Origin of the sequence: Enterococcus alcedinis (genome assembly GCF_014635985.1) — a bacterium.
Lineage (GTDB): Bacteria > Bacillota > Bacilli > Lactobacillales > Enterococcaceae > Enterococcus_I > Enterococcus_I alcedinis.
Genome location: NZ_BMDT01000001.1, coordinates 170790 through 195596, shown reverse-complemented (window position 1 = coordinate 195596; position 24807 = coordinate 170790). Strand labels below are relative to the sequence as shown.

The 24807-nt window shown below is 36.5% G+C and carries 26 protein-coding genes; 4 read left to right on the top strand and 22 right to left on the bottom strand.

Features of this window, described 5'->3' with window-relative positions; translation table 11 throughout:
- Window positions 1–71: 71 nt before the first annotated feature.
- A complete protein-coding gene (gene plsY, locus IEV09_RS00990; RefSeq protein ID WP_188366394.1) occupies window positions 72–704 on the top strand; it encodes a glycerol-3-phosphate 1-O-acyltransferase PlsY in 633 nt (210 codons plus the stop codon).
- A gap of 49 nt (window positions 705–753) precedes the next feature.
- Here plsY and IEV09_RS00985 read toward each other — a convergent pair whose 3' ends face one another.
- The 19 genes from IEV09_RS00985 to fakB form a co-directional block, all read right to left on the bottom strand.
- Window positions 754–1629: an aldose 1-epimerase family protein gene (locus IEV09_RS00985; RefSeq protein WP_188366393.1), complete on the bottom strand. Its 876-nt coding sequence runs from the start codon at window positions 1627–1629 to the stop codon at window positions 754–756.
- 22 nt (window positions 1630–1651) lie between these two features.
- On the bottom strand, window positions 1652–2437 hold the full coding sequence (gene codY / locus IEV09_RS00980) for a GTP-sensing pleiotropic transcriptional regulator CodY (protein WP_188366392.1): 786 nt from the start codon (window positions 2435–2437) through the stop codon (window positions 1652–1654).
- A 16-nt stretch (window positions 2438–2453) separates the two neighbouring features.
- Window positions 2454–3848 carry an ATP-dependent protease ATPase subunit HslU gene (hslU, locus tag IEV09_RS00975; RefSeq protein ID WP_188366748.1) on the bottom strand — a complete coding sequence of 465 codons (1395 nt, stop codon included), beginning with the start codon at window positions 3846–3848 and terminating at the stop codon, window positions 2454–2456.
- 5 nt (window positions 3849–3853) lie between these two features.
- On the bottom strand, window positions 3854–4399 hold the full coding sequence (gene hslV, locus IEV09_RS00970; RefSeq protein ID WP_188366391.1) for an ATP-dependent protease subunit HslV: 546 nt from the start codon (window positions 4397–4399) through the stop codon (window positions 3854–3856).
- A gap of 39 nt (window positions 4400–4438) precedes the next feature.
- Window positions 4439–5341, bottom strand: coding sequence for a tyrosine recombinase XerC (xerC, locus tag IEV09_RS00965; protein WP_188366390.1), 903 nt, complete (start codon window positions 5339–5341; stop codon window positions 4439–4441).
- A gap of 262 nt (window positions 5342–5603) precedes the next feature.
- Window positions 5604–7004 (bottom strand): flotillin family protein, encoded by a 1401-nt coding sequence (locus tag IEV09_RS00960; RefSeq protein ID WP_188366389.1) that lies wholly within the window; start codon window positions 7002–7004, stop codon window positions 5604–5606.
- 15 nt (window positions 7005–7019) lie between these two features.
- A complete protein-coding gene (locus tag IEV09_RS00955; protein WP_188366388.1) occupies window positions 7020–7436 on the bottom strand; it encodes a hypothetical protein in 417 nt (138 codons plus the stop codon).
- 121 nt (window positions 7437–7557) lie between these two features.
- Entirely contained in the window at window positions 7558–8943 is a 1386-nt protein-coding gene (gene trmFO, locus IEV09_RS00950) for an FADH(2)-oxidizing methylenetetrahydrofolate--tRNA-(uracil(54)-C(5))-methyltransferase TrmFO (protein ID WP_188366747.1), read from the bottom strand.
- Window positions 8912–10990 carry a type I DNA topoisomerase gene (gene topA, locus IEV09_RS00945; RefSeq protein WP_188366387.1) on the bottom strand — a complete coding sequence of 693 codons (2079 nt, stop codon included), beginning with the start codon at window positions 10988–10990 and terminating at the stop codon, window positions 8912–8914. Before topA ends, trmFO begins: the two co-directional genes overlap by 32 nt.
- Before the next feature lie 137 nt (window positions 10991–11127).
- Window positions 11128–11982, bottom strand: coding sequence for a DNA-processing protein DprA (gene dprA / locus IEV09_RS00940; RefSeq protein WP_188366746.1), 855 nt, complete (start codon window positions 11980–11982; stop codon window positions 11128–11130).
- A gap of 85 nt (window positions 11983–12067) precedes the next feature.
- Window positions 12068–12838, bottom strand: a complete 771-nt coding sequence (gene rnhB / locus IEV09_RS00935) for a ribonuclease HII (RefSeq protein WP_188366386.1) — start codon at window positions 12836–12838, stop codon at window positions 12068–12070.
- On the bottom strand, window positions 12825–13688 hold the full coding sequence (gene ylqF / locus IEV09_RS00930; protein ID WP_188366385.1) for a ribosome biogenesis GTPase YlqF: 864 nt from the start codon (window positions 13686–13688) through the stop codon (window positions 12825–12827). The genes rnhB and ylqF overlap by 14 nt, the downstream gene beginning before the upstream one ends.
- Before the next feature lie 149 nt (window positions 13689–13837).
- Window positions 13838–14383: a signal peptidase I gene (gene lepB, locus IEV09_RS00925; RefSeq protein WP_373281465.1), complete on the bottom strand. Its 546-nt coding sequence runs from the start codon at window positions 14381–14383 to the stop codon at window positions 13838–13840.
- Window positions 14384–14401: 18 nt separating this feature from the next.
- Window positions 14402–15829 carry a S41 family peptidase gene (locus IEV09_RS00920; protein ID WP_188366383.1) on the bottom strand — a complete coding sequence of 476 codons (1428 nt, stop codon included), beginning with the start codon at window positions 15827–15829 and terminating at the stop codon, window positions 14402–14404.
- Window positions 15830–15855: 26 nt separating this feature from the next.
- Window positions 15856–16077 carry a YozE family protein gene (locus IEV09_RS00915; RefSeq protein ID WP_188366382.1) on the bottom strand — a complete coding sequence of 74 codons (222 nt, stop codon included), beginning with the start codon at window positions 16075–16077 and terminating at the stop codon, window positions 15856–15858.
- A 3-nt stretch (window positions 16078–16080) separates the two neighbouring features.
- The gene (gene msrA / locus IEV09_RS00910) at window positions 16081–16587 is read right to left on the bottom strand and encodes a peptide-methionine (S)-S-oxide reductase MsrA (RefSeq protein ID WP_188366381.1); all 507 of its coding nucleotides are present in this window, start codon (window positions 16585–16587) and stop codon (window positions 16081–16083) included.
- Between the two features lie 6 nt (window positions 16588–16593).
- On the bottom strand, window positions 16594–17262 hold the full coding sequence (locus IEV09_RS00905) for a YpmS family protein (RefSeq protein ID WP_188366380.1): 669 nt from the start codon (window positions 17260–17262) through the stop codon (window positions 16594–16596).
- Complete coding sequence (locus tag IEV09_RS00900; protein ID WP_188366379.1) at window positions 17255–18136, bottom strand: SGNH/GDSL hydrolase family protein; 882 nt, start codon at window positions 18134–18136, stop codon at window positions 17255–17257. Before IEV09_RS00900 ends, IEV09_RS00905 begins: the two co-directional genes overlap by 8 nt.
- Window positions 18137–18287: 151 nt before the next feature.
- Window positions 18288–19130 (bottom strand): DegV family protein, encoded by an 843-nt coding sequence (gene fakB, locus IEV09_RS00895; protein ID WP_188366378.1) that lies wholly within the window; start codon window positions 19128–19130, stop codon window positions 18288–18290.
- A gap of 124 nt (window positions 19131–19254) precedes the next feature.
- Between fakB and trhA the strand changes: the two genes are divergently transcribed.
- Window positions 19255–19908, top strand: a complete 654-nt coding sequence (gene trhA, locus IEV09_RS00890; RefSeq protein WP_188366377.1) for a PAQR family membrane homeostasis protein TrhA — start codon at window positions 19255–19257, stop codon at window positions 19906–19908.
- Window positions 19909–20227: 319 nt separating this feature from the next.
- Here the strand turns inward: trhA and IEV09_RS00885 are convergent, their stop codons facing one another.
- Window positions 20228–20779 (bottom strand): GtrA family protein, encoded by a 552-nt coding sequence (locus IEV09_RS00885; protein WP_188366376.1) that lies wholly within the window; start codon window positions 20777–20779, stop codon window positions 20228–20230.
- Between the two features lie 122 nt (window positions 20780–20901).
- On the opposite strand from IEV09_RS00885, the gene IEV09_RS00880 reads away from it, so the two are divergent.
- Window positions 20902–22320 (top strand): hypothetical protein, encoded by a 1419-nt coding sequence (locus IEV09_RS00880; RefSeq protein WP_188366375.1) that lies wholly within the window; start codon window positions 20902–20904, stop codon window positions 22318–22320.
- 18 nt (window positions 22321–22338) lie between these two features.
- The gene (locus IEV09_RS00875; protein ID WP_188366374.1) at window positions 22339–23289 is read left to right on the top strand and encodes a glycosyltransferase family 2 protein; all 951 of its coding nucleotides are present in this window, start codon (window positions 22339–22341) and stop codon (window positions 23287–23289) included.
- Window positions 23290–23348: 59 nt separating this feature from the next.
- Here IEV09_RS00875 and IEV09_RS00870 read toward each other — a convergent pair whose 3' ends face one another.
- Together IEV09_RS00870 and IEV09_RS00865 are read right to left on the bottom strand one after the other, a co-directional pair.
- Window positions 23349–23837 carry a dihydrofolate reductase gene (locus IEV09_RS00870; RefSeq protein ID WP_188366373.1) on the bottom strand — a complete coding sequence of 163 codons (489 nt, stop codon included), beginning with the start codon at window positions 23835–23837 and terminating at the stop codon, window positions 23349–23351.
- A 16-nt stretch (window positions 23838–23853) separates the two neighbouring features.
- The gene (locus IEV09_RS00865) at window positions 23854–24801 is read right to left on the bottom strand and encodes a thymidylate synthase (RefSeq protein ID WP_188366372.1); all 948 of its coding nucleotides are present in this window, start codon (window positions 24799–24801) and stop codon (window positions 23854–23856) included.
- Between the last annotated feature and the right edge of the window lie 6 nt (window positions 24802–24807).

The window sequence follows — 24807 nt, the reverse complement described above, 5'->3', positions numbered from 1 at the left end:
AAATAAATCGATTGTTGAAACTCTTTTTTCGTGCTAAGATGAAACTAGATTTTTTTAGAAAGTGAGTTATTATGAAAATTATTTTATTTCTTTTTATCGCTTATCTTCTCGGTTCGATTCCTTCTGGCGTCTGGATTGGCCAATTATTCTTTAAAAAAGATATTCGCCAATTTGGTAGTGGTAACACCGGAACAACGAATACCTTCCGAGTTTTAGGAAAAAAAGCAGGAATTATCGTTTTATTTATGGATATTTTTAAAGGAACTTTAGCTACGATGCTCCCTTTAATCTTTCACTTAGAAAATATTAACCCACTCTGGTTTGGCTGTGCAGCAATTTTAGGTCACACCTTCCCTATTTTCGCCCGTTTTAAAGGCGGAAAAGCAGTTGCAACAAGTGCAGGAATGTTGTTAGCTTACAACCCAGTGTTTTTTATTTTCTCTATTTTACTTTTTATAATCCTGCTATACATCACTAGCATGGTTAGCTTATCGAGCATGATTGCCGCATTCATTATTACGATACTTACCATCTTTGCACCAAAAATAGCCCCCTTTTTACTGACAACACAAGATTGGCTACTGACGGTCATTGCAGTCTGTGTTACGTTTTTTATCGTTTTTCGGCATAAAGATAATATTTCACGTATCAAAAATGGGACAGAGAGCAAAGTTCCATTTGGTTTAAATCAAACAAAAAAATAAATAAACGTTGAGTAGCGGATATCAAAAATCCGATTACTCAACGTTTTTCTTATTTAACCGTAATCGCGTATTTCGAGAAAAATTCAGCTTGACTCGCCAATTTTTGAATCCCGAATTTCTCACTTAATTCTCCACTTGCATCAATCGCATCTGCTACACCTGACCATGGTTCAATACAAACAAACGGTGCTTCTTTTCCATAAGGTGACCAAATACCAACAAATGGTAAGTTATTATACGATAATGTCACACTATGTGGCGATTTATCACTACAAATTGAAAAAGAATTCAAACCAAGTGTTTCATAAATTAAGGCATCTTTTTCAAATAAATCACGTGTAAAAGCAATTGTTGCATTTGTTTGTCCTAATGTGCGGTGCTCCAAGTCAACGAGTGGTCCAACTAATGGGATCTGAATACGAGACTTCATAGGTGACGTTTTTAAGTAATAATCTTCAAAAGTTAAGTCTTCTTCTAATGGCACATTAAAAGCTGGATGTCCACCAATCGAAAAATACATCATCTCATCCGATTCATTCACTACACGATAATACGTTGTGATGCCATCACCACCAAGTTGATAGGAAATAAACAACTGAAAATCAAACGGATAGACCGCTTTAGTTGTTTTATTACTTTTTAAAACAAAAGTTACTTCATCTTTCTTTTGTTCTACGAGTGAAAATTCCATATCACGAGCAAAACCATGCTGTCCCATCGTATACGTTTGCCCTTGATGCGTGTATTGCTGATCTTTCAGGGAACCCACAAAGGGAAATAAGACCGGTGCGTGACGTCCCCAAAACTCCGGATCGCCTTTCCACAAATATTCTATTTTATGTTCTTTACTATATAGGCTTTGCAACTCCGCACCATACGAGTCGATCGTCGCTTGTAAATAATCCGTTTCAATTGTTACTTTCATACCAAATCCCCCTCACAAGTTCTTAAGCTTTATTTAATTCTTCTTTAAAGCGGTGATTTAACACTTTTAAATAGGTACCTTTCATCCCTAATGAACGAGACTCAATAATACCAGCTGACTCTAACTTACGTAGAGCATTAACAATCACGGAACGAGTAATCCCAATCTCATCAGCAATATTTGAAGCTGTTAAACGCCCCTCATCACCATCCAAGGCTTTAAAGATTGCTTGGACAGCAATCAGTTCACTATATGATAACGTGCTAATCGCCATTTGAACAGCAGTGGTACTACGAACGGCTTCCTCGATATTTCTTGATTGTTGATACAAAATTTGCATACCGACTACTGTCGCGCTATATTCAGCCAACACAAGCGCCTCATCATCAAAAAACTGGTCAATTCTTGACAAAATAATAGTTCCTAAGCGAGAACCCGCACCATAGATTGGTACAACGGTTGTCACGCCTTCTGGATAAAGCTCACGTGATTCGATTGGAAAAGCCGTCAAGTCACTACTAATTGGTATATTGGCCTCTGTACTAGCCAACCGGTCCGCCATATAAGTGTAGCTTTTCGGAAACTGTTTTTCAATAAACATATTTTTTACACGATCATTGTTGACGTCATGTTTTTCATTAAAACCAAGCAACGCGCCATCTTGACTAATAATATATGCATTACTATTCAAGATATCCCCTAAAACGATTGCCATTTTATCGTAAGGCAAATCTGTTGCTAAATCAAATGTATTCTTTTGTTGCAGCAACTCGTTGATTTGTCTTGTCTTTTCTAACAGTGTACTCATTTTTACTCCCCCAAGCTTAAAGTATATAGCGACTTAAATCTTCATTCTTCACAATTTCAGCTAATTTTTCATCGACATAGGCTTCGGTAATTGTAATTTCAGCTAATTGAATCTCAGACGCTTCAAACAATAAGTCTTCTAATAGTTTTTCTAAAATCGTATGCAAACGTCGCGCACCGATATTATCGGTATCACGGTTGACTTGAAAAGCCAGTTCCGCGATGCGTTCCAACGATTCTAGCGTAAAGGTAATCTTCACACCTTCCGTTCCCAGTAATGCGATATATTGTTTTACCAAAGCGTTATTCGGTTCTTTTAAAATCTTTACAAAGTCTTCCGCTGTTAAATCATCCAACTCAACACGAATTGGAAAACGGCCTTGTAATTCAGGAATCAAGTCACTTGGTTTTGATAAATGGAAAGCACCTGAAGCGATAAATAAAATATGATCGGTGTGAATTACACCATATTTTGTATTAACTTGTGAACCTTCAACAATTGGTAAAATATCACGTTGCACTCCTTCACGAGATACCTCTCCTGATTGTTGTGATTTTGACGTAATTTTATCAATCTCATCAATAAAAATAATCCCGCTTGATTCAGCTAAACGTAAGGCTTCGCTATGGATATCCGAATCATTGACCATTTTTGAAGATTCTTCTTGAATCAGTAATTCACGTGCTTCTTTCACCGTTACCGTGCGTTCAATTTTTTTACGTGGCTTTAATGCGCCCAATGTTTCATTAAGGTCGATCCCCATTTGCTCTAAACCATTATTCATGGAAGGCGCAGTCGTTTTCGGTTCATCAATTTCAATTGTGACTTCGCGAGCATCTAGCAATCCTTGCTCTAACTGCTCATAGATCGATTGACGATTGCTACGAATATCATCGGTTAATTCTTCTTTGACTTCTTCAGGCTGTTGTACTTGATTAAACATCGACATCATTTGTTCATAAGGATTGACCGCTTTCTTTTGCTCCTTACGAATCCCTGGTACCAATACTTTCGCTAAGCGACGGTTCGCTTTTTTTTCTGCACGAATACGAACACGCGAAAATTGTTCTTTCCGAACAATTTGAATCGCATGTTCAACTAAATCACGGACCATCGATTCTACGTCACGACCAACGTAACCAACTTCGGTGAACTTTGTCGCCTCAACTTTTACAAATGGAGCCTGAACAATTTTAGCTAAACGGCGAGCAATTTCAGTCTTACCTACCCCAGTCGGACCAATCATTAAAATATTTTTAGGTGTAACTTCTTGCTGCATCTCTTCTTCTAATTGCAGACGACGATAGCGATTACGTAACGCAACAGCAACTGATTTTTTAGCAGCTTGCTGACCAATAATATAGCGGTCTAATTCCGCAACGATTTCTTTTGGTGATATATTTTGATTCATCATAATTAAAATTCCTCCACAATAATATTATGGTTTGTAAAGACACAAATGTCTGCTGCAACCGTTAGGGCATTTTTGGCAATCTCACTTGCACTTAAATCAGCCCCACCGTACTGTTTCATCGCACGAGCAGCTGCTAAGGCATAGTTTCCACCTGAACCAATTGCAAGAATGCCATCATCTGGTGCAATGACCTCACCCGTTCCAGAAACAAGCAACATTTCTTTATTATTCATGACGATTAACATCGCTTCTAATTTTTGCATTGATTGTTTTGTACGCCACTCTTGAGCCAATTCAACGGCAGCTCTTTGTAAATTACCATTGTATTCGTTTAGTTTTTCTTCAAATTTCTCTTCTAATGTAAAGGCATCTGCGACACTACCGGCAAATCCAACTACCACTTGATCATGGTAGATACGACGGACTTTTTTAGCTGTACCTTTCATTACGATCTGCTCGCCCATGGTCACTTGACCGTCACCAGCCATCGCAAATTTGCCATCTTTTTCAATGGCACAAATCGTTGTTGAGTGAAATTCTGGTTTCATAACTTCGTGCTCCTTTATATGTTTTCATCAACTAAAACGTTAAGCCCTAGGATGAAATTGTCGATAATTTTTTTGTAAACTTTCTTTTGTAACGTGCGTATAGATTTGCGTCGTCGATAAGTTTTCATGACCTAGCAACTCTTGCACGGTTCGCATATCCGCTCCATTATTTAGTAAATGAGTCGCGAATGTGTGGCGCAATTTATGGGGATTAATCTGTAAATCTAGACTTCCCTTTTTGATGATTTGATTTAAAACATAGGAAATCCCTTTTGCAGTCAACTGTTCACCTAAATGATTCACAAAGACAAAATCATGCGTTGTTTGATGCTGACTCATCAACTCATTACGACCTGCTTGAATATAAGTCAGTAACGCTTCTTTTGCTGTTTGATTAAATGGGACATAACGTTCTTTATTCCCTTTACCAACTACTCGCAAAACAGAATGTTCCCAATCAATCGTCGCTAATGTCAGATGACTACACTCGCTCACACGCAACCCTGATCCATAAAGAATTTCGAGTAACGCACGATTGCGTTGCTCTAACGGTTCTTGTCCTTGGACGCTTTGGATTAGTGATGCCATTTCTTTTTCATAGAAGAAATGAGGCAACCGTTGATTTTGTTTTTTTAAATGGATATAACTAAATGGATTTTCTGAAATCACTTCTTGACGTAGAAGATATTGATAGAATGAACGCAAGCTAGCCATTTTCCGATTAATCGTATTGCGACTATATTTTTTCTCATTCGTTAAATAACCTAAATAGATTCGAACATCACGGTAATCAACTGACAAATAAGAATTATTGCCGGTCTCTGATAAAAACAATTGATAGTCCTCGATATCTTTTTCATAAGCTATCCGTGTCTTATCGGAGTATCCCCGCTCAACAATCAAGTAGCGAATAAATTCTTGTACCCAATCTCTAACAGTCATTTGCTCCCTCCATCCTAATCATTTTAAAGATTAGCATAGCAAATAAAAAAATACAATTGAATTGTTGCCAATTGTCAGAATTTAAGGAATTATTTCAAAATCAGACACATTTCATTCATAATTTCCTCATAATTGCTTCGAATGATTGATTTAAAGCAATTTTCATGAAAATTTTTTCGTCCTTTTAACAAAAAATAGTTATCAATTTTCCTACTAAAAGGATCATCGACAACTATTTTCAGTTGAATTCTCTAATTATTAATTAAGATTGACTAGACTGCTCCACAGCTGCTACGAGTTCTTTATTTCCTTGCTTGACAGCCATTGATTCATTGATTAGTTGAACCAAATCAAGCCCAGTTGTTTCTTTAATCGTATCAAAAGTCCTAGCTAAACCCGCTTCTCCCATTTCATGGATGCCGCCTGAACCACCGAAGCTGACCACTTTGTCAATATTACTAATTGGTGCGTTGACCTCTTTAGCAATTGCCGGTAAGACTTTAATGAATTCGATTAAAATACCTGCTTCATTTAATTTTTGTAAAGCAATAGCCATCTTCTCTTGGCTTTCAGCTTCCGCTTGACCAATTTTCGCAATTCGTTCAGCATCAGCTTGACCTAATTTTTCAATTCTTTCAGCTTCCGCTTCTGTTGCTAAACGAACTTTAGCAGCTTCAGCTTCCGCTTTTGCAATTTCACGTGCTTTATCTGCCAAGGCATTTTGTTCCACTACGTATTTATCCGCTTCTGCTCGTTTTCTTAACGTTGCCGTTAATTCTTTTTCGGCTAATTCCGCTTGTTTTGCTTGAATTTCAATATTTTTTTCTTGTTCAATTAATTGTACTTTCATTTGTTCGCCTGTTGCAACTTGTTCTGCGATTGCATTGGCCACTTCTTGTTCTTGTTTATAGTGAGCCTGTTTTAGAGCCATCTCTTTATTTGCTTCCGCAATTTCCGTACGACGTTGAATCTCTTCTTGTTGTGCTAATTGTTCGTTGGCCGCTTGTCGAATTCTCGTTTCACGTAAGGCATTCGATTCTGCAACTTCAGCATTTTTCTTCACTTCAGCGATTTGTGGACGCCCTAATGCATCTAAGTAGCCATTTGGATCCGTCACATCTTTGATTGTAAATGACACAATTTCTAATCCCATTTTACTCAAATCAGTCGAAGCGACTTTTTGTACTTGTTCCGCAAAGTCATCTCGGTTACGATAGATAGCCTCAACAGTCATCGTCCCTAAAATAGCCCGTAAGTGACCTTCTAAGACTTCTCTTGCCTCATCTTCAAGCTCTAGTGTCGTTTTACCCAAATATTGTTCTGCTGCCGTTTTAATTGACTCATCGCTGTTCCCAACTTTAACTAAAACCGTTGCACTCGCTAGAATAGGTACCCCTTGCTCTGTATAAACTTCAGGTGTTCCAATTTCTAATTTATGTGTCAAAAGACTTAGTTTATGTGCTTTTTGAACAATGGGAATAACGAACGTTCCACTATTCTTCAAAATTTTAATCCCTTCTTTGCCTAGAAAAGATCCGGTGACAATCAACGCTTCATCGGGCTTTCCAATCCGATAACGCGCCATTAAGAATGCTAATAACCCAATTATGATTAAAATCAACCAAAAAAATATATTTTCTAATAATCCAAACACTTGAAACATTTAAATCGCCCCTTTTTATGCGTTTTTATTTTCAATGACCCACGCGACTCCTTGATCATCAAATTCAATAATTATTACTTTTGTTCCTTTTTCTAATAGCACATTTTCTTTACGATCTTTTTCACGATACAATCGCGCCGGATAGGTCGAGCGTGCTGTTTGACTACCAACTTCCATGACTTCTCCGACAGAATCTCCATGAATTTTGAGTGTCAGTTGCCCGAGTAACAATTCTTCTCGTGACAAGGAATTGCTTTTATTTTTATCCGTCAATCGATTGAATAGATACATACCAGGGAAAAACAACAAACTAACGAGGAGGTAAAAACCAACAATGAGTAATAAAATAATCACCAACCAACTAATCGTTTGCACAAGTAATGATTGCGTCGCTAAATAATTCGTTACATCATGTAATACTTCTCGAAACACCGGACTCACACTCCTTTGATAAAATCATAGCGCATACATTTCAACTATACAAGATATATTTCAGTAAAACAAAAAGATACACCTTTAGTCGCAAAATAAGCTACGACTAAAGGTGTTCTATTTAGCTATTAATTGTTGTTGTTTCAATTAATTCCGATTGAATCGCTGCTAGATGATCGAGTGCACGATTCGCTAACGCTTCATAACGCGTTTTTTTATCTTTAATTCGTTCTGGTAATTCAGGGAATAACCCAAAGTTCGTATTCATTGGTTGGAAATGTTTCCCTGAGGCATGAGTAATATAGTAAGCCAAGCTTCCCATCGCCATTTCTCGCGGTAAAACAATCGGCTCTTGCCCTTTAACAAGGCGGGCCGCATTAATTCCGGCTAATAAACCGCTTGCCGCACTTTCAACGTATCCTTCAACCCCAGTCATTTGACCGGCAAAGAATAGGTCATCACGTTTTTTTGATTGATACGTTTGTTGTAATAACTCTGGTGAATTCATGAAACTATTACGGTGCATTACTCCATAACGGACGATTTCAGCATTTTCTAAACCAGGAATCATGCGGAAAACACGTTTTTGTTCGCCCCACTTAAGGTGTGTTTGGAAACCAACAATATTATAAAGAGAGGCAACGGCATTATCTTGACGTAACTGAATCACCGCGTATGGGCGTTTGTCTGTTTTAGGATCTTCCAGACCAACGGGTTTCATCGGGCCAAATAGCATTGTTTTCGGTCCGCGACTTGCCATCACTTCAATCGGCATGCAACCTTCAAAGAAAATTTCTTTTTCGAATTCTTTTAATGGTGCAACTTCAGCCGTAATTAGCGCTTCACGAAACGCTTCAAACTCCTCTTTATTCATTGGACAGTTTAAATACGCCGCTTCACCTTTATCATAACGTGATTTCAAGTAAACTTTATCCATATCAATCGTCGATTTATCAATAATTGGAGCAGCAGCATCGTAGAAATAAAAACCTTCTGAACCATTGAACGCTTGGATCGCCTTTGATAGCGGTTCTGAAGTCAATGGACCTGTCGCAATAATCGTTACACCTTCAGGAATTTCTGTTACTTCTTCTTCAAAAACAGTGACCAAGGGGTGTTCTTTCACTTTTTTCGTAATCGCTGCAGAAAACTCATGACGATCGACCGCTAAAGCCCCTCCTGCTGGCACAGCTGTTTCATCAGCTGAATGAACCACGACTGAATTTAAACGGCGCATCTCTTCTTTTAAAACCCCTACAGCATTGGCTAAACTATTCCCTCGTAAAGAATTGGAACAAACCAATTCAGCAAAATTTTCAGTATGATGCGCATCCGTCATTTTTTTAGGGCGCATTTCGTATAGATGAACCGCAACACCAGCTTGGGCAATTTGCCAAGCCGCTTCACTTCCTGCTAATCCGGCTCCAATTACATTTACGTGTTTCATAAGATTCTCCTTATCGTCGCGTTTTGTTTTATTTTTGAACAGTTTCTTCGTAATCACCATTTGGACAGATGATTTGTTTACCGCCTTTAACTTTCTTTTCAACTAAGTAATGCTCACATTTCGGACAGTTTCGTCCAATTGGTTTATCCCATGAAACAAACTCACACTCTGGATATCGATTGCAACCATAAAATAAGCGGTTTTTCTTGGATTTACGTTCAATAATTTGACCTTCGTGGCATTTCGGACAAGCAACACCAATTTCCTTAACAATCGCTTTTGTGTTACGACAGTCAGGGAAGTTACTACAAGCATAAAACTTGCCGTAGCGTCCTAATTTAATCACCATTGGATGCCCACATAATTCACAATCAAAACCAGCTGGTTCATCTTTAATTTGAATTTTTTCGATGTTTTCCTCTGCTTTAACGAGTTCAATCTCAAATGGTCGATAGAATTGATCGACGACTTTTCGCCATTCTTCATTACCAACAGAAATCGCATCTAAATTGTTTTCCATTTCTGCTGTGAAGTGAATATCAATAATTTGTGGGAAGAAATCTTCAATAATTGAATTCACGATTTCACCCAACTCGGTCGGTTCAAAACGTTTTTGCGCTAACTTCACGTAATAACGTCTTTGAATAGTTTCGAGTGTTGGTGCATAAGTTGACGGTCGACCAACACCATTTTCTTCTAATGTTTTGATCAGTGTCGCTTCGGTAAAGCGAGCTGGTGGTTGTGTAAAGTGTTGCTTTGGCTCAATATCAACCGAAGTCACCATCTCACCGACTTCTAAGTCTGGTAAGATATTATCTTTTTCTTCTTTCCCATCATCACGACTTTCAACATAAACTTGCATAAAGCCTTTAAATTTAATTTTTGAGCCATTCGCAATAAAAGTCACACCATTTTGTTCCAATGTTACTTTCATCGTATCAAAAACTGCTGGAGTCATTTGACTCGCCACAAGTCTTGACCAAATTAAACGATACAGTTTCATTTGATCTTTATCTAAATATTTTTCCAATTCTTCTGGTGTACGCAAAGTACTCGTTGGACGAATCGCCTCATGGGCATCTTGCGCCCCTTTTGTATTTTTTGAGGCTTTCGTTTGATGCGCAACGAATTCTTTACCATAACGCTCTTCAATAAATGCTGCCGTTTCTTCTTTGGCAGTGTCAGAAATACGCTTTGAATCAGTACGCATATAAGTAATTAAACCAACCGTCCCTTGACGACCTAAAGCAATCCCCTCGTATAGCTGTTGAGCGACCATCATCGTTTTACGTGTCCGGAAATTCAACTTACGAGCAGCTTCTTGTTGTAAACTACTTGTCGTGAATGGGGCTGCTGCTTGACGCTTACGTTCTTTTTTCTCAACTTTTTTCACTTCATATTCTTTTGATTGAATGCGATCGGTGACTTCTTTAACACTTGCAGCGTTTGGTAATTTTTTCTTCTTACCATCAACACCCCAAAAACTTGCTTTGAATTTCTTACGACCTTTTTGGAAATTACCATCTAAACTCCAGTACTCTTCTGGTTCAAAGACACGAATTGCTTTTTCACGATCGACAATCATTTTGAGAGCAATCGATTGTACACGTCCCGCACTTAAGCCTTTCTTAACTTTACGCCATAAAATGGGGCTAATTGAATAACCAACTAAACGGTCTAAAATTCGACGAGCTTGTTGTGCATCAACCAAATCCACGTCAATCGAACGCGGCTCTTTGAAAGCTGCCTTGACTGCATCTTTTGTAATTTCATTGAAAACAACGCGGTTTTTATCCTTTAAATCCAAACCGAGTAAAAATGATAAATGCCACGCAATGGCTTCCCCTTCTCTATCCGGGTCACTTGCGAGAAAAACTTTTTCAGCTTTTTTTGCAGCTGAGCGTAATCCTTTAATAACATCGCCTTTTCCACGAATTGAGATGTAATGCGGTTCGTAGTTGTTTTCGACATCAATTCCCATTTTACTCTTTGGTAAATCCCGGACGTGTCCGACACTTGCAACCACTTTATAATTTTTTCCAAGGTACTTTTCAATTGTTTTTGCTTTTGCAGGTGATTCTACAATTACTAAATATTTATAAGCCATACTATTTTTGACTCCTTTCAAAAACAAATTCCTACTATATAATAGTCTATTTGTTTGATTACAACAAATCGTAGCTTATCATATCGGTAAGAGAATATTTTGTCAAGAAAGGATATTCATCTTTTTTATCGTTTCTATCAATATTTCGGTAAATCCTCTAAAATATCTTCCATTCGATAGACGCATTTTGCACCATCTTGGATCAAATGATGACATCCATTGGATTGCCCACTTAAAATTTCACCAGGAATCGCAAAAACTTCTTTGCCTGCTTCCAAAGCTAGTTGTGCAGTGATCAATGAACCGCTTCGTTCTTTGGCTTCAATCACGCACGTCCCATCTGAAATACCTGCAATAATCCGATTGCGCATCGGAAAATGGTGACGTTTGATTGGAGTATTTAAAGGGTATTCACTTAGAACTAAATGATTTTGCTTCATTTCCAAAAATAAATCACTGACCTCTCGCGGATAACAAATATCTAATCCGCAACCGATCACACCAATTGTTTTCCCTCCTGAACGAAGAGCTAATTCGTGGCTAAAGCGATCCACTCCTTTGGCTAACCCACTAACAATCACTTGATTTTTTTCAACTAAGCGCGGAACAATACGTTGCAACACTTGATTGGCATATCGCGTGGCATCTCTTGCACCTACGATTGCAAGCGAGGGATAATTTAACCAATTGATATTTCCTTCATAAAATAAAAAAAGTGGTGGATAATGACTATTTTTTAAAGACTCAGGATAGTCTGACGAGTAAAAAGATAGCGCTTTTTGATTCGATAATTTCTCCTTAAGTTCCTCTAACTGTAACCCTTGCCAGCTCGTTTGTAAGATTCCTTTTTTTCCTTGATAATTCGTTATTTTAACAAGCTCTTCCACTGAAAATTTCGTATATTCTAGCTTTAACGCCACCTTTAAAACTTTCCATTTCCCTACAATACTTAAGCCTTCACAGTATACTAATTTCAATAATAAGTCTTCCATATCGCTATTTTTATCCAAAAAAACGACCCTCTTTCTGCGTCTATTTGACTATAAATTCGCAAAAAGTGAGTCGCTATTTTAAAGTTTATACATAATTTGCTACCGGTGAAAAACTGCGACGATGAATCGGCGTAATCCCTTGTTTTTCTAATGCATTTAAGTGTTCTTTTGTACCATAACCTGCATTATTTGTGAAACCATAACCAGGATATTTTTGATCATACTCAGCCATCAAATCATCGCGATAAACTTTAGCAATGATACTAGCTGCTGCAATTGAAACCGAACGAGCATCCCCTTTAATAATCTTTTCTTGAGGGATAGCTAATGTTAAATTCATCGCATCAATTAGTAAATAATCGGGTGTTACACTTAATTTTTCAACTGCTACGATCATCGCTTGTTTGCTTGCTTGATAAATATTTATTCGATCAATTTCCGCAGGTTCAATGACCCCTATTCCAATTGCCAAAGCTTTTTCTTCAATTTCTTTGACTAAATTTTCACGATTTTGAGCACTCAATTGCTTTGAGTCATTCAAACCTAAAATAACCGTGTCAGGAGCTAAAATAACTGCAGCAGCTACAACTGGCCCTGCTAGCGGACCGCGACCGACCTCATCAATCCCCGCAATTAAGCGATAGCCATTATTTAATGCCACTTCTTCAAAAGAGTGCATTTCTTGGTATTTATTCACTAGCTGCTGCGCTTTCGCTATTTTTTTGTCAAACTGTTGCAATAATTTTTGCACACCTTGACGTGTATCTTGGCGCAAAGATTTGACATAAGGATGTTTCTCATCCAGTATTTCTGCCAAGCGAACTTTGATTTGAGCAATTGATTCAGGCTTGTCCATCTTCAACACTCATTTCATCTGCGCGATCTAACGTATAAGTACCTAATCGCCCTTGGCGAATATCATAAATGACACGCTCGCTCCCACGGTCAAATTCTTCACCATAACCTAATTTTTTGGTAATTAGAATCAATAATTCTGGACCCGGTAAGGTCAGATCTTCTTTTGTCAAACCATAGCGTCTCATTACTTCTGTCGGATAATAACGAGCGAAGAAAGCTAATCCATAGATTGCGATATCATCTAGATGTAGCAATTGATCTTTAATTGCACCAGTTAAAGCCAACTTTCGACCAATTTCTTGATTTTCAAAACGAGGCCATAAAATCCCTGGAGTGTCTAATAATTCTAAATCTTTACCTGATTTTAACCATTGTTGTCCTTTAGTTACACCTGGTTTGTTGCCTGTTTGTGCAATTTTCTTTCCTACTAATCGATTCATCAATGTTGATTTTCCGACGTTAGGAATTCCAATAACAATCGCACGAATCGCTCGCGGTTTCAAGCCACGATTTTTATCGCGTTCAATTTTAGCTTTTAGCGCCTCTTTAGCTTTACTAATAATCTCTTTGACACATTTATTTTCATGGGCATTAATTGCTAACGTGAAAGCTCCTTGCTTTACAAAATATTGTTCCCATAACTTTGTCTGTTTGGCATCTGCTAAATCTGATTTGTTAATGAGCACCAGACGTGGTTTTTGTTGTAACAATTTATCTAACATTGGGTTACGTGATGAAATCGGTAAGCGTGCATCAACTACCTCAAATATAATATCAACAAATTTCAACTTCTCACTTATTTCTCGGCGAGCTTTCGCCATATGCCCTGGAAACCATTGGATGGTCATTAAATGTTCCTACTTTCATAATATATTTCTCATTTAGTCATTTTACATCGCCTCATATTGTAACATAATTTTCAAAGGACTGCTTCTTTGGTGTGTCCTTTTTCTAAAAAAACAAAAGGTAACTTCAAAAGAGAAGCTACCTTTTACTTTTAGACTAGATGTATCCGTTTGAATGGATAATAAACAATACGAGCTTTACCTAATATGTTTTCTTCTGAAATTGCCCCAAACGAACGACTATCCTTGGACATTCGGCGATTATCACCCAAAACAAAGTAGCTGCCTTTTCCTAATTTTTTCACACCCATTAACTCTTCAAATTCAAAGTCGTTTGTGTACGGAATCCGCTCTTCATCGTGTGCCAGATTTTCAGCTAAAAAAGGTTCCTCAATTAGTTGATCATTAATAAATAATTGATCCCCTCGATAACTAACCGTATCTCCTGGCATTCCAATCACTCGTTTGATATAGGTCGTTCCATCTGCCATCTGAAAAACAATTACGTCAAAACGCTCAATATCGGTAAACTTTTCCATTAATACAAAATCGCCTTGCGTCAAAGTATTTTGCATCGAATTCCCTTCTACCGGCACTGGAATAAACAAAAAACCTCGAATAACGAGTGCAATACTCAGCCCTACTAATGTATATTTTACAATTAGCCAAAACCATTCAATTGCGTTTTTTAATTTCATTGAATTCATCCTTCTCGTTTATTCGTTTTGCATTAATAATTCGACTGCCTTCTCATACATTTCATCCGTCTCTTTTTCTTGCTCAATCAAACGAAATTCAATTGCAAAGGCTGTCTCAGTATCTAATTCCCCACTCACAGGTAATTCATTTTCCTCTTGAAAGTCCATTAACGCTTGTTTGGTATCTTCCGTAAACACCTTATTACTTGGCACGCTCAAATAGCCTAGGAGCGTTAGAAACTCATTCAAATGGCCTACTGCTTCGGATTCATCGGTTATTTTTAAACCAACCGAAGTACTTAACGATGGATAATCAAAATAAGCTGGATAAGGGATCTCATACGTTGGCTTTAACCCTTTTTTATCAATCCATTGACCATTTGGTGTCAGCCATTTTTGTACGGTCATTTTCAATTCACTTTGATCTGAAAAATGATTCATTCCTTGAACGGTTCCTTTACCGAAAGTTGTCTGTCCAACAGTCGTAATACCTGCCGACTCATTTAAGGCAGCCGCTAAGATTTCAGAAGCGGAAGCACTTTGCCCATCGACTAATACGATGACTGGTTCAGTGACTTTAAAGCCATCATCTAGTAGTTTTGACGCTTTTGTTTCACCGATTATTTCATCTTTCAAACCAAATTTGACAATCGTTTGGCCATCTTCTAAAAACATACTTGCCATGATTTCAACTTGATCTAAATAACCGCCTGGATTTTGACGAACATCCAATACGAAAGATTTTGCACCTTGATCACGTAAGCCCGTAATCGCACCTTTCAATTCACTAGCGGTGGTACTATTAAAGCTAAAAATTTGGATTTTACCAATCGTTGGATTCTCTTGATCAATTTGAAAAGCCAATGATTCGACAGCAATCGTATCACGTACGACTTCAACGTCAAATATTTGCTCCTCTCGTTGAATCGTTAATAAAACCGTTGAGCCTTTTTCACCACGAATTTGATCGACAACAAGCGTTAGATCTTGATCTTTTGTTTCCTTGCCATCCACTTTAATAATACGATCCCCTTGCTTCAACCCACTTTTGGCAGCTGGACTGTTTTCTTTAGGCTCTTCAACAATTTCAGGTTCCCCTTCTTTTACCGATAGTGTCGCACCAATTCCCTCAAATTGACCGGAAAGCATCTCATTTAATTCCGTCGATTCCTCTTCCTTTAGATACGTTGTATAAGGATCATCTAAAGCCGCCGTCATTCCTTGCAAAGCCCCTTCAATTAAAGCATTTGGATCGACCTCTTCATAATAATCTTGCTGGATGGTTTGATATAACTCATGAATTTTCACCAACTCATCGGCTTGGTTTGATGCCGAGTCAGATAAAACCGATCGGGTCATCCACGAATGAACAACGCCCGCACTAATAATAGCCACACAAACTAAGGAAATGAGGTAACGATGAAACGGAACCGAGTGTTTATTCATTAAAAAAATCCCCCCTTTTTTAATTATTAGTTGTTTTCTTCGAGATAAACTTCCCAAAGTTGGTCAAATAATGTTAAGTTTTCTAAATAATCTGTATTTAACTCTAAATAATCTGAAATTTCGTGATAATCTTCGCTTTGTTTGGGAAATTGCAAGTCACGACTCGCTGCTTCAGCCAGTTGACTTGTTTCCGTTGGAATTTTTGTATCTTTTAAAGTCATTAAATATTGATAAAAAGTTTTTCTCATTACTCACCATTTCCCCGCTAAAAATGCTGCTCGTAGTGCATGGTTTCTAGCATAATTCTCTGGGTTTTTTTTATAATAATCCTGATGATACATTTCAGCTGGATAAAATGGATGTGCTGCTTCAATCGTTGTAACGATTGGTTGATCAAAACGTCCACTTTCAGCAAGTGCTTGCTTACTGATTTCCGCCTGTTCCTTTTGTTCTTCCGATAAATAATAGATGACTGGGCGGTAACTATCCCCTCGATCTTGGAATTGACCGAAAGCGTCTGTTGGATCGGTTTGTTGCCAATAAATCGCTAATAATTCTGGATAAGAGATCACATTCTCATCGAAAATAATTTCAATCGCTTCAGTATGTCCCGTTTCTTTCGTACATACTTCCTCATACGTAGGATTAACTGTATGTCCACCAGTATAACCTGATGTCACACTATAAATGCCAGGTTGGGTATCAAACGGTTGAACCATACACCAAAAACACCCACCTGCAAAAATTGCTCGTTCCATTTTCTTCTACTCCTTACTTTTTTCAGCTGAAGTTGATTTTTCTGCCAAGTAAATGCTAAATTCAATTTCATCTTCAACTAAATTAATTTTTTTAGCTCGTAAATAAAGACCATTCGATAATTGAAATTGATCTAATCGTAAAACGATGACTTCCGACTTCGGATCAACTTCTACCCACTTTGGTATTTGAGGTGCTTTAGCAATCATCCTTAAGACCTGAGCGATTGGTAGATTTAATGCACCTACCGATAGACTTTTAGCCTTCAATTGAACATTCCCATCATCCATCACAAATGGATTCAAGTATAAATAAAATCGCAAGGGAAAGCCTAATAAATCGAATTCCCCTGAAATCAATGCTTCATTTTTCAAAATAAATTGATAATTTTGATCTTGCCCTTTTTTACTATCCTTTTGTAAATCTTCTAGGTAAACCGACACAATTTTATTAATTTGTGCTTTTTGACTTCGAATATCCAATAAAGGTTCCCCTGCTAATGCAAGTTCATTTTTAGCAAGAGTTGAAAGATCTTCTCGTTCTTGAGTCATACGATTCACGATAACTAAACTACTCCCCATTAGAAGGCTGAATAAGACAATAAAGGCGATTTTCCAACCATTTATTTTGCGCCAGTTAATCTTTTTAACTTTTTTTTCTTGCGACTCATTACTCATCTCTTTCTACCTCCGTCAACCAGTCATCCGATGTTTCTGTTATTTTTTCTAAAAATGCCATAGAAATTAATTGATACCCGTTAAAATTGGGATGAAATTTATCTTCTTCATAAAGCGCGTTATTACGTAAATCATTTAGCGTTGAAGCATCTACCTCTTCTTCAACAGTCGCATCGTTCGTATCAAAAATCCCTTGATAAATCAAATCATTAATCGGTACGAAATACGTCTGATCTTCTTGATCAACAACCGATTCTGTCAAACGATTCCAATTATTGACAATCTCTTGCATTTCAGTGATTTCTGGAAAATAAATATAAAATGGATTATAAATTCCTAAAACATAAATGGGGGCTTTCGAATTGTACGTTCGAATCTCATCCAATAATTCTTGCAAGTTTTTTTGATATTTTTCACCAGGTTTTTTAAATGTATCCACAGACAAACCTAGAATATTATTTTGAATGACGCGCATTAAGTCATTTCCACCCACCGTTAACGTAATAATATCAGCTGTTTCTAAATTTTTCTGCAATTTTTCATCCGATTTAACACGTTTTAAAATCTGTGGACTACGATTACCCGAAACACCAAAATTTTCGATTTCAACAGGATTGACTGGAAATTTTGTTTCCAAGCTATTGGCGAGTAAAGGGACAAATCCACCTTTATTCGTTTCATCGCCTACTCCTTGCGTGAGTGAATCACCAACCGCAACAAGTTGAATCCTTTGTTTTTGTGGGCTTATTATTTCTTTTGGCTTCATATCCAAACGTGAAGTAGCTGTCGGGATAAGCACATTAAAAAATGAAAAACTAAGCAAGATTAACAATCCTGTTAGGAAGACTGTTTTCAATAACCGATTAAAATTCATTTTCCTCCCGCCTTTCTGTTGTTTTTATTGTTATTTTAACAGATTATGAAGGATTATCCGCTTAAATAAGACTTATCAGTCATAATTTTAGCTTTTTATTAAAAAGTTTGAAAAAAAGAGCTGCGACAATCAATTGGTCACAGCTAGTTTATTATTCAGAATAGTACATCATTGCAAATGCTCCACTGCCTGTATGAGTCGCAATCACTGGTGTTGTATGAAAGATTGTTACATTCACTTGTGGGAAAGCTTCTCGAAGTACATCTGCATATTTTTGCCATGGTTCAGCATCTCCAGCATAAGATATTGCGACTTGTTTAAGATTTGGAGTCTGATTTAATTCTTCTTTAAACCCTTCAAACCACTTAGAAAAAGTTTTGTTTCCCCGCCCTTTGATTAACGGAACCAACTCAGCATTCTTTAGTTCCATTACAACACGCATATTTAAGAAACTTGACAACATGCCTTGTGCACGACTAATTCGGCCACCTTTAACTAAATTTTCGAGCGAAGATAGACCAATATATAACTTCGTGTGAGCCAAGATATTTTCAACAACCGGTAAGACCTCTTCTAAGCTTTGACCGGCTTGTGCTAATTCGGCTGCCTTAATGACTGCAAAAGATAAGGCTTGATCCGTCGTATCAGAATCAATCACAACGACATGTGTCTTTGATAATTGACTTGCTTGTCTCGCAGCTTCTACTGTACCACTTAACGCTTTTGTCATATGAATTGATAACACGTCGCTACCATCTTCACCCAGTTCATCATAAAGTTCTGCAAATTTGCCAATCGGTGGCTGACTAGTTTTTGGCAAATCTTTCGCTGAAGCCATTAGGGTCATAAATTTCTCTGCCCCTAGTGTTTCATCATCTGTATAAATAGTATCATTAATCATCACCGATAGGGGTACAACATTAATCTCCAGCTGATTAATTAATTTAGGATCCATTGTACAAGATGAATCCGTCACGATTTTAAGTTTTCTCATTCTTTATTCACTCTTTCTTTTAAAACAGTTTAGATTCGTGTTAAAATAGATTTGGATATTCTATTCATTAGTATAACAAAAAATATTCAATTTTTCATCAATTAATCTAAGTTGAGGTGGTTTTATGGAATTTATGAAAACAAATCGAAGCTACTTAATTATTAATGAGGTCTTAAATGCCGTTACACACGGTATCGCTTTTGGTTTGAGTATTGCAGGACTAGTTATTTTACTTGTTAAAGGCGCACGCTTAGGTGATCCGATGCATATTGTTTCCTATGCAATTTACGGTTCAACGATGATCTTACTTTTTTTATTCTCGACACTTTTTCATAGCCTGATGTTTACTAAAGCTAAAAAAGTATTCCAAGTTTTTGATCATAGTTCGATTTTCTTACTCATTGCAGGTAGCTATACACCTTTTTGTTTTATTAGTCTGCGAGGCTGGGTTGGTTGGACACTTTTCGGCTTGATTTGGACGCTAGCAGTCGGTGGGGTTATCTATAAATCATTAACTTTACACCGGAAAAAAGAAGGCGACAAAATCTCAACTCGCATCTATATTGTTATGGGTTGGCTTTGCCTACTGACATTTTACCCGTTAACGCAAGCCCTTGGGTTTTGGGGGACTTTCCTACTCGCAAGCGGAGGGGTTGCATACACTGTCGGTGCGTTATTTTATGGGCTAAAAAAAGTACCATATATGCACGTCGTTTGGCATCTTTTCGTGATGCTTGGTGCCGGCTTAATTTATTTTTCTATCTTGTTTTATACATAGTAAAAAAGCACCTGGACAGAGACTTATTATTCCCGATAAGCTCACTATTTTTAGAAGAGATTTCATAGATTATTTTTTGGATATATAAATCAAATCTTATTTGAATTTCAATCAACTTGTGTCACGTGAAGTTAATCAGTTCATAAAAAAACTACTATCGTAATTACAGTATTAATCAATCAACAATTGGTATTGTAGAAAGAAATCAATACAAAAAATCGGTAGTCTACCTTTCGAAAGAAATTGTAGACTACCGACTTTTTATTATCAACAAGACTATTTCCAATATGATTTTTATGTATTACCCCTGCATAATGTACTACTTTTTTTTAAAAACAAAGTATTTACTTAGTATATAATTAATAATTATCGCCAACACTTGAGTTATCAGTGCAAAAATAAAAGCATTTAAATTTACAGCATTACCGATATAATTAGATAATACTGACCAAGAAAACAGACCTTTCCCAAAATTGATTTCATTTAACCTCAGTATAGTTATAAAAAAGTCACTGTATAATTCTACTGTTACTAACGTAATCCCAATATCTAACATAAAAACGAATCCTCGAGCCAAGCAAAAAGTCACAAATTGAACAAAAAATTCTCGTATAGATTGAGCCTTATTTTTAAAAACAATCACCTTATTGGTAACAAATGCAAAGAGAATCGCTGCAATTTGCGCTACAATAACGGAAATAATCCCTGCTTCAGTCAAAGAAAAAACTGAAAATCTTACAATAAAATAAACAACAGTCGTTAGAACCCCAATTAACAAATAACTCACGATTTCATAGTATTTAGAGTTTTTTAAAGCAAACATAACTTCACTACTTTCTATTTTTCCTAAAACTAATACTAGTTTAAACATTTTTTCACTTCTTTACAAGTCCCCTTTTATTGTATTGATCTCATTGTTTTAATAGTTTAATGACACCTATAGAGAAAAATGTTACAATAAAGTCAAAAACTTTAACTGAATGGAGCTGTACAATGATCAAAAATAATAATAAATCACTTAATTTAGTAATTGAATTACTCTTAATTTTTTCCGTATATCTCATCATCGGACGTCTTCTTATCCACTCAGGAGATGATTGGGCCTGGGGAGGAGAGATAGGTATTCAGCGGTTACAAACAGGTTTCGACAATTACAATGGTAGATATATAGGCAATATAATAGAAATGATAATAACAAGAAATATGTTCCTTCGTTTATTCTTCTATGCAGGGATTAACACTGGAATAATTTTTTTGAGTTATAAATTACTTGATAAAAAATTCTTACCTAGATATTACTTCCTGGCACTTCTCTTAATACCCATTGATATTTATAAACAAACATTTGGTTGGCTTGCAGGGTTTGCAAACTATAATGTATCAACGTTTTTCATTTTATTAGTTTTTTATTTAGTAATAAAATGTGAATCCAATCTTACTTCTACTATACTAATTTCTATTTCAGCTTTTGTTAGCCAGTTTTTTGTTGAAAATGTCTCTATTGCTAACGTCCTACTTGCAGCCATTGGTTTAATCATTGCTCTTAGAAATAAAGAAAAGATTATTAGCTGTCTTGCATGGTTAGTTGGATCTGGATTAGGTCTTATACTCATGTTTATGAATACAGCTTACCATGCACAAGACAATATGAGAGGAATCTCAAATGTTAATATCAATAATTTTACAAGCACTTTATTAACATCCTGGTCTGAGTTATTTGTTAAAGAAAATGCTTTACTACTTGTCGCATTTTCGATAGTAATTTACTTCTTGAATAATAAAAAAGGATTTCTCGCTTTCTTACCTATTCCTATTGCAACTTATTTCGCAATAAGATATCTCTTTAATATTTCTTATCCTACTCAGAGTATCTTAACCTTAGCTGTAGAACTTATTTTTATCCTCGTATTTTTGTTTACACTTATTTTCACTGTTTTTAAATCTTCCGAAATAACCAGCAAGAGTAAGTCTATTTTCTATTTTTATTTATTTTCAGCAGTTATTTTACTTGGTCCTTTTTTAGTTTTAACTCCATTTGGACCCAGAAATATTTTGACCTCTTATGTATTACTCGTTCTCTGTCTCTTTGAATTATTAAGTAGTGCCCGTATCCCTATGCCTTCAAGTAAAATTATTAGTCTATTAACAATCACTTTATCTATTGTTTTTATCAGTCTGCACTTAACAAATAAAATAGCAGAAAATAAAAGAATCACTGCATTAAAAAACGATGTCTCTAACGGTATGACTGAAGTTGTTTTCGAAAGATTGCCGTATGAATTTTTAGGACATGATCTGACCCCTCTTGACGGTAGCGTACAAAGTAATAGACAAAAAATGTACCATAACATCCCAAAAGAAGTTAAATTTAACATTACTGAATATAAAGCAAGTTCTCGATTAAAAAGATAAATAATTAGGAGTTTTTTTATGAAAAAAATTACAATACTTACACCCATGTATAATGAACAAGAAAATATCCCTCATTTTTACGATCAGGTGAATGATGTAATTAAATCACTAGATAGTAAATATACATTTGAATTTCTCTTCATAAATGATGGTAGTACAGATTACTCCCTTGAGGAGGTTATTAAACTACAACTTCTTGATACTCGAGTAAAATATGTAGATTTGTCCAGAAACTATGGAAAAGAAATCGCGATGCTAGCTGGGATGGATTACGCAAAAGGAGATGCTGTAATTATTATGGATTCCGACTTACAACATCCTCCTGAAGTAATCCCCAAAATGATTCATGAATGGGAAAATGGCTTCCATGATGTTTATGGAAAGCGGGTTACACGACACGGAGAAGGTTTTATCAAAAAAAAGATTTCAAATATCTATTATCGTATTCTCGGAATGCTTTCTGAGGAACCCGTTTTACCTAACGTTGGTGATTTTAGACTATTGGATCGCGTATGTGTTGACAGCATTGTACGCATCAGAGAATCTCAACGTTACACAAAAGGATTATACATGTGGATAGGTTTTGACAAAAAAGAAATCGAATTCGAAGCTAATGAAAGGTTCGCCGGAGAAACAAAATGGCGTCTTAAAAATCTTGTAACCTTAGCCGTAGATGGTATTATTTCCAACTCGAATATCCCATTAAGATTTTCTTTCTACACTGGATTTATATTGTCTTTTATTGGCTTCTCCTATATGCTGTATACTTTTATATCAGCTCTTTTTTGGGGAAATGATGTACAGGGCTACCCAACTATTGTTATTTTAATATTGCTATCAAGTGGTTTTCAATTTCTATTTTTAAGTATTATTGGTGAATATGTAGGTAAAATTTTTAAAGAAGTAAAGAATAGACCTGTTTATTTTACAAAAAAATATTCTGATAACAAAACAAAAAAAACTGAATGAATACTTAATAATGAAAAAGGAACTAGTACAAAACAAAAATTGTACTAGTTCCTTTTCCACTATTTGCGCTCATACGTTTCAAAGCGATGGGCGTATTTGTTTTTTTCATCAACTAAGCCATCCGTTCGCTCCACCAACTGCCAATCGTCCCAGTTAATAGTTGGAAAATAGGCATCTCCTTCAAACGTTTCCTCGATCACCGTTCGATACAGGCAATCAACATAAGGTAAGAAATCGGAATAAACCGTTGAACCACCAACAATCATCAGTGGTTCTTCTTGTTGTTTAGACAGCGCTAAAATTTCTTCTACCGAGTGCATAACTTTTACACCTGGATGATGATAATTCACATTGCGTGTTAAAATAATCGTTTGACGATTTGGTAATGGGCGACTCCCCATTCCTTCAAACGTCTTACGCCCCATAACAATTGTTTTACCTACAGTCATTTTTTTAAAATATTTCAAATCATTCGGTAAGTGCCATGGTAATGTTTGATTTTTACCAATTAGACCGTTTTGATCTTGTGCCCAAACTGCTGCTAACATTAATGACTCCTCCTTATTAAACCGCAATCGGTGCCTTAATCGCCGGGTGCGGTTCATACCCTTCTAACTGAATATCATCCATCTCAAAATCAAAAACAGATTGCTTCTTACTGTTCAAAACGAGTTTAGGCGCTTGACGAATCTCACGTGTTAACTGTTCTTGCATTTGCTCTAGATGATTCATATATAAATGGGCATCTCCTAGCGTATGAACGAATTCACCCACTTCTAAGTTGGTTTCATGCGCAATTAAGTGTGTCAATAACGCATAACTTGCAATATTAAACGGCACACCTAGGAAAACATCTGCACTACGTTGATAAAGTTGGCAACTGAGTCTTCCATCATGCACATAAAACTGGAACATTGTGTGACACGGTGGCAGTGCCATACTCGGCACATCTTCTGGGTTCCAAGCTGAAACAATTAAACGACGAGAATCAGGATTTGTTTTAATCATTTCAATGACGTCTGTTAGTTGATCAATCCACTCGCCTTTAGCAGTCTCCCAGTGACGCCACTGATAACCATAAACTTTTCCTAAATCACCATGTTTTTGTGCAAAAATTTCATCCGTCAAAATCAATTGACAAAAATTCGCTAGCTCTTTTTGGTAACTTTCATTAAAATCTGCATCAATCAGTGCTCGTTGCCCAAAATTAGTCATATCTGGTCCTTGATAATCCGAACTTTTCACATAGCGTTCAAATGCCCACTCATCCCAGATATGGTTGTTATTTTGTAAAAGGTAACGAATATTTGTGTCACCTTTTATGAACCACAATAATTCACTCTTAATTAGACCAAAAGGGACTCTTTTCGTCGTTAATAAAGGGAAACCTTCTTGTAAATTAAAGCGCATTTGGTAACCAAACAAACTCTTAGTTCCTGTTCCTGTACGGTCTTCTTTGAAATTGCCTTCCGATAAAATCTTTTGACCTAATGATAAATAAGCTTGTTCCATCTTTTT